Source organism: Geodermatophilus sp. URMC 61, assembly GCF_052931555.1.
Window position 1 is genome coordinate 1,123,137 of record NZ_JBRFHZ010000002.1, and the last position, 11,742, is coordinate 1,134,878.

Annotated in this window: 11 protein-coding genes; 6 read left to right on the top strand and 5 right to left on the bottom strand. The window is 75.6% G+C overall.

Annotated features, from left to right (window positions below; translation table 11 throughout):
* Positions 1-119 precede the first annotated feature (119 nt).
* Positions 120-1,505, top strand: a complete 1,386-nt coding sequence (locus tag ACU610_RS05250) for a nitrate/nitrite transporter (protein WP_446766664.1) — start codon at positions 120-122, stop codon at positions 1,503-1,505.
* A gap of 77 nt (positions 1,506-1,582) precedes the next feature.
* Here ACU610_RS05250 and ACU610_RS05255 read toward each other — a convergent pair whose 3' ends face one another.
* From ACU610_RS05255 to ACU610_RS05265, 3 genes are all read right to left on the bottom strand, one after another.
* Positions 1,583-2,713, bottom strand: a complete 1,131-nt coding sequence (locus tag ACU610_RS05255; RefSeq protein WP_446766665.1) for a uroporphyrinogen-III synthase — start codon at positions 2,711-2,713, stop codon at positions 1,583-1,585.
* Positions 2,714-2,793: 80 nt separating this feature from the next.
* A complete protein-coding gene (locus tag ACU610_RS05260; protein ID WP_446766666.1) occupies positions 2,794-4,272 on the bottom strand; it encodes a PP2C family protein-serine/threonine phosphatase in 1,479 nt (492 codons plus the stop codon).
* Positions 4,269-5,054 (bottom strand): GAF domain-containing protein, encoded by a 786-nt coding sequence (locus ACU610_RS05265; RefSeq protein WP_446766667.1) that lies wholly within the window; start codon positions 5,052-5,054, stop codon positions 4,269-4,271. Before ACU610_RS05265 ends, ACU610_RS05260 begins: the two co-directional genes overlap by 4 nt.
* 126 nt (positions 5,055-5,180) lie before the next feature.
* Here ACU610_RS05265 and ACU610_RS05270 point away from each other — a divergent pair, with 126 nt between their 5' ends.
* From ACU610_RS05270 to ACU610_RS05290, 5 genes are all read left to right on the top strand, one after another.
* A complete protein-coding gene (locus ACU610_RS05270; protein WP_446766668.1) occupies positions 5,181-5,666 on the top strand; it encodes a PH domain-containing protein in 486 nt (161 codons plus the stop codon).
* A 355-nt stretch (positions 5,667-6,021) separates the two neighbouring features.
* Positions 6,022-6,645: a translation initiation factor IF-3 gene (gene infC / locus ACU610_RS05275; RefSeq protein WP_446766669.1), complete on the top strand. Its 624-nt coding sequence runs from the start codon at positions 6,022-6,024 to the stop codon at positions 6,643-6,645.
* Between the two features lie 127 nt (positions 6,646-6,772).
* A complete protein-coding gene (gene rpmI, locus ACU610_RS05280) occupies positions 6,773-6,967 on the top strand; it encodes a 50S ribosomal protein L35 (RefSeq protein WP_012949078.1) in 195 nt (64 codons plus the stop codon).
* Between the two features lie 32 nt (positions 6,968-6,999).
* The gene (gene rplT / locus ACU610_RS05285) at positions 7,000-7,383 is read left to right on the top strand and encodes a 50S ribosomal protein L20 (RefSeq protein ID WP_446766670.1); all 384 of its coding nucleotides are present in this window, start codon (positions 7,000-7,002) and stop codon (positions 7,381-7,383) included.
* A 179-nt stretch (positions 7,384-7,562) separates the two neighbouring features.
* Positions 7,563-8,348: a TrmH family RNA methyltransferase gene (locus ACU610_RS05290; protein ID WP_446766671.1), complete on the top strand. Its 786-nt coding sequence runs from the start codon at positions 7,563-7,565 to the stop codon at positions 8,346-8,348.
* 64 nt (positions 8,349-8,412) lie between these two features.
* Here ACU610_RS05290 and ACU610_RS05295 read toward each other — a convergent pair whose 3' ends face one another.
* Both ACU610_RS05295 and ACU610_RS05300 read right to left on the bottom strand, forming a co-directional pair.
* A complete protein-coding gene (locus tag ACU610_RS05295; RefSeq protein ID WP_446766672.1) occupies positions 8,413-10,692 on the bottom strand; it encodes a diguanylate cyclase domain-containing protein in 2,280 nt (759 codons plus the stop codon).
* Between the two features lie 70 nt (positions 10,693-10,762).
* Entirely contained in the window at positions 10,763-11,602 is an 840-nt protein-coding gene (locus tag ACU610_RS05300; protein WP_446766673.1) for an EamA family transporter, read from the bottom strand.
* Positions 11,603-11,742: the final 140 nt, after the last annotated feature.

Here is an 11,742-nt window from a genome sequence, read left to right on the forward strand (position 1 = left end):
TGCGCACCCCGGTCGACCACGGCCTCACCACAGCGGGTCAGCGCCGGTGAGCACAACGGAACACGAGTTCTGCCCGGCAGCAACGGCGGGGGAACGACGGGCCGCCACCGTTCTGGCCCATGGCCGCCCCCACCCCCACCACCAGCCAGCGGACCGCGCCGGTCGCCGTCGCGACGCGCCCCGGTCGCTGGATCGACGACTGGCGCCCCGAGGACCCCGCCTTCTGGGAGTCCACGGGCAAGCCGGTCGCCCGCCGCAACCTGTTCTTCTCCGTCTTCTCCGAGCACATCGGCTTCTCGATCTGGAGCCTGTGGTCGGTGCTCGTGCTCTTCCTGCCCGAGTCGGTGTACGGCATCGACCCGGCCGGCAAGTTCCTGCTCACCACGCTGCCGACGGCCCTGGGCGCGTTCGTCCGGCTGCCCTACACCTTCGCCGTCGCGACGTTCGGCGGGCGCAACTGGACGATCGTCAGCGCCGCGCTGCTGCTCGTGCCCGCCGTCGCCACGGCCGTCGTCCTGGAGCCCGGCGTGGACTACACGACGCTGCTGGTCGTCAGCTGCCTGGCCGGCGTCGGCGGCGGCAACTTCGCCAGTTCCATGGCCAACATCAACGCCTTCTACCCGAACCGGCTCAAGGGCTGGGCGCTGGGCCTCAACGCCGGCGGCGGCAACCTCGGCGTCCCCGTCGTCCAGCTGGTGGGCCTGCTCGTGCTGGCCACCGCGGGCGTGGAGCACCCGCGGCTGGTCCTGCTCGTCTACGTCCCGCTGATCGTCGTGGCCGCCGTCGGCGCGGCGCTGCTGATGGACAACCTGTCGACCGCGCGCAACCAGCCGCGGGCCATGCGCGAGGCCACCCGGGAGCCGCACACCTGGATCATGTCGCTGCTCTACATCGGCACCTTCGGCTCGTTCATCGGCTTCGGGTTCGCCTTCGGCCAGGTGCTGCAGAACCAGTTCACCTCCGACTTCGCCACGCCTCTCGCCGCGGCGTCGCTGACCTGGCTCGGCCCGCTGCTGGGCTCGCTGATCCGCCCGCTCGGGGGCTCCCTGGCGGACCGCTTCGGCGGTGCGCGCATCACCTTCTGGACCTTCGTCGCCATGGCGGTCGGCGCCGCGATCGTGTGGACCGCGAGCCAGGTGGGGTCGCTGGCGCTGTTCGTCGTCGGCTTCGTGGCGCTGTTCGTGCTCAGCGGCATCGGCAACGGCTCGACCTACAAGATGATCCCGGCGATCTTCCGCGTCCAGGCCCAGCAGCGGGTGGCCGCCGGCGAGGACTCGACGGCCGCCGACCGGCACGCGCTGCGCATGTCCGGCGCGCTCATCGGCATCGCCGGCGCGGTCGGTGCCTTCGGCGGCGTGCTGGTCAACCTCGCCTTCCGGCAGTCGTTCCTGACCACCGGCACCGGCGACTCGGCCTACCTGGTGTTCATCGCCTTCTACGTGGTGTGCCTGGCCGTCACCTGGGCCGTGTACCTGCGCCCCCAGGCCCGCATGTCGGGCGTGTGAGGGGGCGCTGCCCCGTGCCGGATCTGCACAGTGGTGGTGATCGCGAGCCCGATGGCCGCCACCGTGCAGATCTCGTCTCAGACCGCCAGGCGGTAGCCCCGCTTCACCACCGTCTCGACCACGCCTGGGCCCAGCGCCGCGCGCAGCCGGGCGACGGCCATCTCGACGGCGTGCCCGTCGCCGCCGCCGGGCAGCCCGGTCACCAGGTCGGTCTTGGGGACGACGGCGCCCGGCCGGGCGGTCAGCGCCCGCAGCACCGCGATCGGGCCCGGCGCCAGTTCCACCACGCGGCCGTCGAGCAGCGCGGCGTGCCCGCGCACCTGCAGTTCCCGCCCGCCCACGTGCAGGACCGGGTCGCGCTCGGGCAGCCGCGCCACCACCTCGCGGGCCAGGGCGCCGAGCCGGGCGCGCTCGGGCTGCACCGACGGGACGCCCGCGGCGTCGAGCGGCCCGGCGGTCACCGGGCCCACGGCCACCGGCAGGACGCCGGAGGTCAGCGCGGCGACCAGCTCGGCGAGCAGGCCCAGCTCCTCGGCGACGGTGAGCAGGCTCGCCGCGGCCGGGGCGCTGGTGAACGTGACCGCGTCGACCGTGCCCGCCACCACCGAGCGGACCAGCCGGTGCACCGGCGTGACGTCCTCCGGCAGCACCCAGCGGTAGACCGGCACGGGGAGCACCTCGGCGCCGGTCGCCCGCAGTGCCGCGACGAAGTCCGGCAGCGGGTCGCCGTGCAGCTGGACGGCGATGCGGCGTCCCTGCAGCGGCCCCTCGGCTCCCGACAGCAGGTGCTCGAGCACCTCCGCCGACGACTCCGACGCCGGCGACCAGGCGTCGACCAGCCCGCCGCCGCGGATGGCGCCGCGTGCCTTGGGGCCGCGGGCGAGCACCCGTGCATCGCGCAGGTGCTCGACCAGCGGCAGGTCCCAGGCGTCGGCGGCCTCCAGCCACCCGCGGAAGCCGACACCGGTGGTGGCCACGACCAGGTCCACCGGCCGCGCCAGCACCTCCCGCGTCGCGGCGACCAGCTCGGCGTCGTCGGCCAGCGGCACGATGCGGATGGCCGGCGCGTACACGACCCGCGCGCCGCGGCGGGCCAGCAGCGCACCGAGCTCCTCGCGCCGCCGGGCCGCGGTCACCGCGACGGTGTAGCCGGCCAGCGGCAGCGGCGCCTCGGTCCCGGGCGGGGCCTCGGGCAGGACATCGGTCACGGTTCCCCCTCGTCGACGGCGCTCGCGACCATGGTGCGTCGTCCCCGTTGCGGAGGTGTGTCGGACCGGGGTCGAGCGGCTCACAGTCCGCGCGACTCGGGCGCCCACCGCGCGAGCAGCACGCTGGCGTCGTCCTGCAGCACGCCGTCCTGGTGGGCGAGGACGGCGTGCATCAGCCGGCGGGCCGTCTCCGGCGGGGACTGCCCGCCGGCGACCTCGCGGGTGAGCAGGTCCAGCAGCCGCTCCTCGCCGAACCAGGCGCCGGTGGCGTCCCGCGCCTCGGTGACGCCGTCGGTGTGCACCGCCAGCCAGTCCCCGGGCTGCAGCGCCTCCTCGGCCACGGTGCGGACGCCCGCGCCCAGCCCGAAGGGCACGCGCCGGCCACCGGCCAGCGACTTCACGACCTTGCCTCCTCGCAGCAGGTGCGGCGCGGGGTGCCCGGCGTTGACGTAGCGGAGCCGGCCGGTGGGGACGTCGAGCTCGGCCAGCACCCCGGTGACGAACGAGCTGCCCGGGAAGGTGCCCGCCACGACCTCGTCGAGCGCCCGCGCCTGCTCGTGGACGCCCCGGCCGTCGCGGCGGGCACCGCGGTAGGCCGACACCGCGGCCGCCACGAGGACGGCGGCGGACAGCCCGTGCCCCATCGCGTCGAATGCAGCCAGGGAGACGGTGGTCTCCGACAGCGCGTAGTCGAACGCGTCCCCGCCCGCCTCGTAGGCCGGCTCCAGCATCCCGGCCAGCACGAAGGTGCCGCTGCCGGCCGTCAGCGGGGGCAGCAGCTGCCACAGCAGCTCGGCCGACGGGCTGCGGGACCGGGTCCGCCGCGGTCGCTCGAGCCCGTCGCCGTACTGGCCCATCGACACCACCAGCGAAGCGATCAGCTCCGCCAGCCAGCCGCACTGCTCCCGCAGACCGGGGTCGTAGACCTCCGGCGGTGTGTCGACCCGGACCTCCAGCACGCCCACCCGGTCGGCGCCGTCGACCAGGGGCAGCCACAGCCGGTGCACCCCGCCCGCCTCCGACGGCAGGGGCCGCACCGTCTGGAAGACCCGGCCGGGCAGGGAGCCGTCGATGGGCACCGAGCCGGGGGAGGCGCCCCCCGGCGCCAGGAGCGGCCACAGCCGGCGCTGCTCGTGGTCGGCGACGTGGACGGTGACCTCCACGCCCAGGGCGGCACCGGCCTCGGTGACCAGGACCGGCAGCCGATCCGGCGGAGCGGAGTGGGCCGACTCCACCAGGCGCAGGAGCGCGGCGAAGGGCCCGCTGACCCGCCCCCGCCGCAGCGGAGGGCTGTAGGGGACCCGGTGCCGGGTGAGGAGCTCGTCGAGCCGCTCGTTGAGGGCGTGCGCGAGCACGTTGACCTCCGAGGGCGGCAGCGACATGAGGCCCGCCACGTGGCCCTCCACCTCCATGAGGTCCGCGGAGCCGCCGAGTGCGAAGTACCGCATCCAGAGCTCGTCCAGGGTGAGGTCGGCGGCCTCGAGGGCCGACCGCAGCGCACGGCGCTGCTCCTCCTCGAGGGAGTCCTCGGGCCCGGGCAGGCCCGGTCGGAGGCTCACCGCCGGCGGCGGACGGCGGAGTCGACCACCGCCCGTGCGACGTCGGCCAACGTCCCGCCCTCCTCGCCGGTACGGGACACCAGCAGGCCGAAGGCGACGTCCTCGGGGACCCCGTGCCGGGCCATGACGACGCCCTTGGCGGTGCTCACCAGGTCGCGGCTCCGGACCGCCTGCCGCAGCCCCTCGCTGAGCCGCCGGGCCCGCTCGCGGGTCTGCACGTTGGCCACGAGGATGGCCGCCTGGGCGGAGGCGATCGTCAGCCGCCGCTCGGTGTGGTCGTCGAAGGACCCCTGCTGCTCCGCGTAGACCTTGAGCGCGCCGAGTGCGGTGTCGCCGGCGATCAGCGGCGCGCTCATCGCGGCGCGCAGCCCGAGCGGGGCCACCGCCGCGGCCCACCGCGACCACCGGCGGTCGGTCTGCAGGTCGTCGACACGGACGAGCCGGCGGCCGGCGGTCGCGGCCAGGCAGGGACCCTCGTCGAGCTCGTACTGGAGGGCGTCGGCGCGCTCGACCCGGGCGTCGCTGGACCCGGAGCTGCGGCGGCCACGCTCGTCGATGATCGAGACCCCCGCGCCCACGGCCCCGGGGACCGTGTCGAGGGCCATCGAGCACACCAGGCCCAGCGCGGTCGCCACCGTCTCCTCGGACAGCAGCAGTCCGGTCACCCGAGCGGAGACGGCCGACAGCTCGTCGGCCAGGGGGAGGTCGGGAACGGCCTGGGAGGCCGAGCGATCCGAACCCGGCTCGTCGTGGTGCACGTGCGCCTCACGGTGGTCGGCCACCCGCCCCGCCGGTTCTGGACGGGGGTGGCAGCGCCGGCGCCAGCGTAGCCCCGCCAGGGGTGGGGACCGGCCGGTCCGTGCCCCCGACGTGGCCCTGCCCTCGCACCGACCTGGGAGCATGGACACGTGTCGACCTCCGGCCCGCCCGCCGTCTCCGCCGTCCCCCGCCGTTGGCGGGCGCTGTGCGCGACGGCCGCCGTCGTCGTCGCCGCCGTCCTCACCTACGTGGGCGTGACCCTGCCGCAGAACGCGACCGGCGTGGCCTCGTTCAACGCGGCCGACCAGGTCGCCCTCGTCGGCCTGGGACTGGTGCTCGGCGGCGGCCTGCTGGCGCTCGGCCGCCCGCGGGTGGACGCCGACGAGCGGGGCGTCCGGGTGCGCAACCTCGCGGGTGAGCGGACCCTGCCGTGGACGGCGGTGCAGGCCATCCGCTTCGACCGCCGGTTCCGCTGGGCGACGCTGCTGCTCACCAACGACGACGAGTTCGCCGTGCTGGCCATCCAGGGCGCCGACGGCGACCGCGCCGTCGAGGCGGTCGAGGGGCTGCGGGCGCTGCTGGCGGCCAGCCGGGCGGACCAGCCGCCGCCCCCGCCGCTGCTCTACGACGACTGAAGGAGGACCGCCCTCCTCACGCCCCGCAGGCTCGGCGTGGGACGGGGCCGCGGCGAGCCTCCGGACGGGTCGCCCGGGAGGGGCCGGACCGGGAATGACCTGGGCCGCCTCGACGCTGTAGTATCTGCGTGCCTCCCCGCTACACGAGGCGCGCGAACCACTGAGCGGCCCCGCCCCGGGCCGCTCGACCAAGAGGAGCCCGCTCCCACCTGGCACCGTCGAGGCGTCCAGGTCCCGGATCGCGGAGCCCGGCACCCGCCGGGCCCGCGGCGTGCACGAGCCCCCGGGCTCGGCGCACCCGGCGAGTGGGCCCCACGAGCAGTCGCTCGTGGGGCCTCTCTCATGTCGGCGTCCGGTGACCGAGCGAGCCCTCCCACGCAGCAGCAGAGGAGAGGCCATCACCGAGCCCCGCATCAACGACCGTATCCGCGTCCCCGAGGTCCGCCTGGTCGGTCCCGAGGGCGAGCAGGTCGGCATCGTGCCGATCGGCGAGGCGCTGCGCCTGGCCCAGGACTCCGAGCTCGACCTCGTCGAGGTCGCGCCCATGGCCCGGCCGCCGGTCGCCAAGCTCATGGACTACGGGAAGTTCAAGTACGAGTCCGCCCAGAAGGCCCGCGAGGCCCGGCGGAACCAGGCGCTCACCGTCATCAAGGAGATGCGGCTGCGCCTGAAGATCGACCCGCACGACTACGAGACCAAGAAGGGCCACGTCGAGCGCTTCCTGCGGAGCGGCGACAAGGTCAAGATCACCGTGATGTTCCGCGGCCGCGAGCAGTCCCGGCCGGAGATGGGCTACCGGCTGCTGCAGCGGCTGGCCCAGGACGTCTCCGAGCTGGGCGTCGTGGAGTCCAACCCGAAGCAGGACGGCCGCAACATGGTCATGGTGATCGCCCCGCACCGGAACCAGGCTGCGACGGACGGCGCGCGCCGACAGGCGAAGGCCGACAAGGCCGCCGGGGGGCAGGCCCCGCCGGCCTGACCGGCCGCACCGAACAACCGCACCACCAGACGTACCGGCGCCGTCCGCCGCCGACGTCGCGGCAGCCCCGCGCTGCCGCGATGTCGACGTGCCACGGCACCGCCAGACACGAACGAGGACCGAGGACATGCCGAAGCAGAAGACGCACAAGGGCACCGCGAAGCGAGTGCGCGTGACGGGCAGCGGGAAGCTCATGCGCGAGCAGGCCAACAACCAGCACAAGTTCGAGCACAAGTCCTCGCGTCGCAAGCGCCGGCTCGACCAGGACCAGGTCATCTCCCCGGCCGACACCAAGAGCCTCAAGAAGCTGCTGGGCCTCTGAGCGCCCACTGACGAGAAGACAGGAGCACTCACGTGGCACGCGTGAAGCGGGCGGTCAACGCCCAGAAGAAGCGTCGGACGGTCCTCGAGGCCGCCAGCGGCTACCGGGGCCAGCGGTCCCGGCTCTACAGCAAGGCCAAGGAGCAGCTGCTCCACTCGGCCACCTACCAGTACCGCGACCGCAAGGTGCGCAAGGGTGACTTCCGCAAGCTCTGGATCACCCGCATCAACGCCGCGGCCCGCCAGAACGACATGACCTACAACCGGTTCATGCAGGGCCTCAAGCTGGCCGGCATCGAGCTCGACCGCCGCGTGCTCGCGGAGCTGGCCGTCAACGAGCCGGCCGCCTTCACCGCGCTGGTGGAGACCTCGCGCGCCGCCGTCGCCGCCGTCCCGGCCGGCGGTCAGGCCGCCTGAGCCCGGCCAGCAGCACCCGAGACGCCGCCGGCGTCCGGCCCACGACGGGCCGGCGCCGGCGGCGTCGTCGTGTGTGGGGCCCGTGTGTCGGGGCGCGAGATCTGCACACTCGCGGCCTTCGCACCCCCGATGACGACCACTGTGCAGATCTCGCGGGAGCAGCAGGAGGACGACGACCGGTGACCGAACCGCTGACCGAGCGCTCCGCGCGGGTGGCGGCCGCCCGCAAGCTGACCCGGCGGGCCGGCCGCGACGCCGCGGGGCTGTTCCTCGCCGAGGGCAGGCAGGCCGTCGCCGAGGCGCTGGCCGACCCGGCCGGGGTCCGCGAGGTGTTCGCCACGGAGGCCGCCGCCGCGGCGCACCGCGACCTGCTCGCGGCCGCGCCGGTGCCGGTGCGGCTCGTCACCGAGAGGGCGGCCGCGTCGCTGTCGGAGACGGTGACCCCGCAGGGGCTGGTCGCGGTCTGCGCGCTGCGCGACGTGCCGGCCGACGTCCTGGTGCAGGCGCCGCCGTCCCTGGCCGTGGCGCTCGCCGAGCTGGCCGACCCGGGCAACGCCGGCACCGTGCTGCGCACCGCCGACGCGTGCGGCGCCGGGGCCGTGGTCTTCGGCGCGGGCTCGGCCGACCCGTACGGCGGGAAGGCGGTGCGCTCCAGCGCCGGCAGCCTGTTCCACGTCGACGTCGTCCGCGGGGCGCCGCTGCCCGGGCTGCTGCCGCGGCTGCGGGCCGCCGGGGTCACCGTGCTCGCCGCCGACGGCGCGGGAGAGACGGCCCTCGACGAGCTGGGTCCCGAGCTCGCCGGACCGGTGCTGTGGCTGTTCGGCAACGAGGCCCGCGGCGTGCCCGCCGACCTCGCCGCGCTGGCCGACGCCCGGGTGCGCATCCCGATGCGCGGGCGCGCCGAGAGCCTCAACCTGGCCGCCGCCGCGGCGATCTGCCTCTACACCACCCAGCTCGCCCAGTAGGAGGACCCCGTCCTCCCCGGCCTCCGCGGGCCCGGAGCGGGCCCCCGGGACGCGGGCCCCCCGCTCAGCCCCGGGTGCCGCTGCGGGTCGCGTACATCCGCATGTCGGCCGAGTGCAGCAGCGCCGGGAAGTCCGCGCCGTCCTCGGGCCAGACGCTGACCCCCACGCTGGCCCGGACGACGACCTCCTGGTCGCCCAGCGGCACCGGGCCGGCCACCACCGCGGCCAGCTCGTCGGCGATGCGCCGCGCCTCGGCCGCCGCCGTGGCCTGGGGCAGGCCGGTGAGCGCGACCAGGAACTCGTCGCCGCCCAGCCGGGCCAGCAGGTCGTCGCGGCGCAGCCGGCCACGCAGCCGGCCGGCGACCGCGACCAGCAGCTCGTCGCCGGCCGCGTGGCCGAACCGGTCGTTGACGCCCTTGAAGCCGGCCAGGTCGACGAACAGCAGCGCCACCGCCTCGTCCCTGGCCCGGGCGTTCCAGATCGCGGTGTCGACCTGCTCGGCCAGGCGCCGCCGGTTGGGCAGGCCGGTCAGCGGGTCGGTGTAGGCGAGCTCCTCGATGCGGGTCAGGTAGCTGCGGGTGCGGTCCCGCTCCTGCACCAGCGCCCGCTCGGCCTCGACGCGGGCGGTGACGTCGACCTGGACGCCGATGTAGTGCGTGACCGTGCCGTCGGGTCCGGTGACCGGCGCCAGGTGCAGCTCGTTCCACCAGGTCGTCCCCGCGGGGCCGCGCTCGTTGAGCATCGTCACGCGGCACTCCTCACCGGCGTCGATGGCCCGCCGGACGGCGGCGACGGCCGCCGGGTCAGTGTCCGGGGTCTGCAGGAACCGGCAGTTGCGGCCCAGCAGCTCGCGCTTCGGCAGACCGGCGAGCCGCTCGAAGGCCGGGTTGACGTACACCAGCGGCTGGTCGGGCAGCCGGACGTCGACGATCGACACGCCGCTCGGGGTGGCCGCCAGCGCGCCGTGCACCAGGGTGTCGCCGCTCGCGCTGACCAGCACCCCGACGTCGAACCGGTCGGCCGCGGGCACGGTCGGGCCGGACTGCGCGCCCCGGTCGACCGCGGGCGCCGAGGGGAGCGCCTCCTGACGCGGAGCGACCCGCGCCAGCAGCGCCGCGGTCGCCCGGATGACGGTGTCGCGGTCGTAGGTGAGGGCGTAGGCGAACCGGCGCTCTGCGTCGGGGCCGTCGTCCCCCAGGTCGCGGGCGAGCAGCGCCGCGGAGAAGTGCGGGCCGAGCACGGTGACGTCCCACTCGCCGCGGACCGGGTCCGCCGGGTCCAGCGCGGCGCCGCGCAGGCCGGGCAGCGGCTCGACCGGCAGGTCCTCGCCCAGGGCGCACACGAAGCCGGTGCGCTCCACCAGGTCGCGGTAGCGCAGCGTCGTCGCCGGCGTGAAGTGCCGGGCCTCCTGGAAGGTGGCGGCCACCACCGAGGCGGGCCCCAGCCGCAGCGCCTCGCGCTCGAGCTGCTTGGACAGCTCGATGAGCAGGGCCTTGGGCGCCTCACGCAGCGGGACGTCGATCGGCAGGCAGGCGAACGGCGAGACGTCGGCGTCCTCGCTCACGGTGTCGGGCCGCTGCGAGGGCAGCACCAGCGAGCCGTTGACCGCACCCTCGACCGGACCGGGGCCGGGGCGGCCGAACAGCCAGCCCTGGCCGAGCGTCGCGCCCAGCGCGCGGGCCATGGCCAGGTGGGCTTCGTCTTCGATGCCCTCGGCGAGCACCACCGAGCCGGTGCGCTCGGCGTGCGCGTTGACCGCGTTCATGATCTCGGCGATCGCGGGCCCGGGGCGCTCCTGCACCAGCCGCAGGTCGAGCTTGACCACGTCGGGACGCAGCACCGGCATGAACGCCAGCGACATCGCCTCGGCGCCGACGTCGTCCACCGCGACGCCCCACCCGACCGAGCGGACCCGCTCGACCGTGCGCAGCAGCTCCGCCGGTCGCGTGGCCAGCGCCCGCTCGGTGATCTCCAGGACCACCCGCAGCCCGCCCGGGGCGGCCTGTGCGATGGCGAGCAGGTCCTCCATGGGCGCGCGGTCGAGCACCTCGGGCTCGACGTTGACGAAGAGCGTCAGCGGCGTCGCCAGGCCGGCGGCCAGCGCGCCGGTGAGCGCGGCATTGCGGCAGGCGGCGTCCAGCTCGGCGAGCCGGCCGGCCTCGCGGGCGGCCGCGAAGAGGTGGTCGGGGCGCTCGAGCGGGCCCTGCGGTCCACGGGCCAGCGCCTCGTAGGCCACCACGCGGCCGGTGTCGAGCTCGACGATGGGCTGGAACACGCTGCGCACCGTCCCGTTCCGCAGGACGTCGTGGATGGTCGTCGCGGCGGCCGCGCAGGAGGTGGTCACGTCCACCCATCGGACGCCGGGGGCCCTCGTTGAGCGGGGACGACGGTGCACTCGCCCCAACGGGGGAGTCTCAGGTCGGCAGCGCGATGAGGACGACGGCCGCGCCGGCCGCCGCCAGTCCGGCCGCCTGCGTCGCGACGAGCCGCTCCCGGAGCACCACCTGAGCCAGGACGACGGTGCTCACCGGGTACAGCGAGGCGAGGATGCCGGTGACCGCCAACTGCCCCTGCTGGGCCGCGAGCAGGAACAGCGCGTTGGCCGCCATGTCTGCGATCCCGACCAGCATGACCACGGGTAGCGCCCCGCGCGGGACCGACAGCGGCCGGGATGCCAGCCGAGCGACGAGGACCACCGCCAGCACGGAGGCCACGCGCGCGGCCACGAGCGGGCTGAGCGCGGCGTCCTCCCCGGTGCGGTCGAGCAGCACGAAGAACAGACCGAATCCGCTGCCGGCGGCCAGGGCGGGCAGCAGGGTCGTCGGCCGGGCGGTGCGCAGCGAGCCCAGCCCGTCCTCGGCCGCCACCAGGACGACGGCGACCAGCGCCAGCAGGATGCCTGCGACCGTCCACGGCCCGATCCGCTCGCCGAGCAGCAGGCCGCCGAGCACCGGCAGCGCAGCCGCCGAAACCGCGGTCACCGGCGCGACGACGCTCATCACGCCCTCGGCCAGCGCCCTGTAGAAGAGGACCAGCCCGGTGGCGCCCGCCAGGCCGGCCGCGGCGCCCCAGGCGAGGTCGGTGCCGGTGGGGGCGCCGCCGACCACGGGCAGCAGCGCCAGCGCCCCGGCCAGGCCGGCGAGCTGGGAGAGGGCGACGACGGCGGACGCGGTGGCCCGCCGGGTGGCCAGGCCGCCGCAGAAGTCGGCTGCGCCGTAGACCACCGCGCTGGCAAGCGCGAGCAGCACCGCCACGTCGACCTCCTCACCCGGCCCGCCCCGTGCGCGCCGCCGGCCCGTCCAACGCACTGCTAGGGGCCGGCTTCCACGACCGGAACGGATTGGCGCTCCCGTTGCGCTGTCTGTCGCGTCACCGGCGAGATCGCGCGATCTGG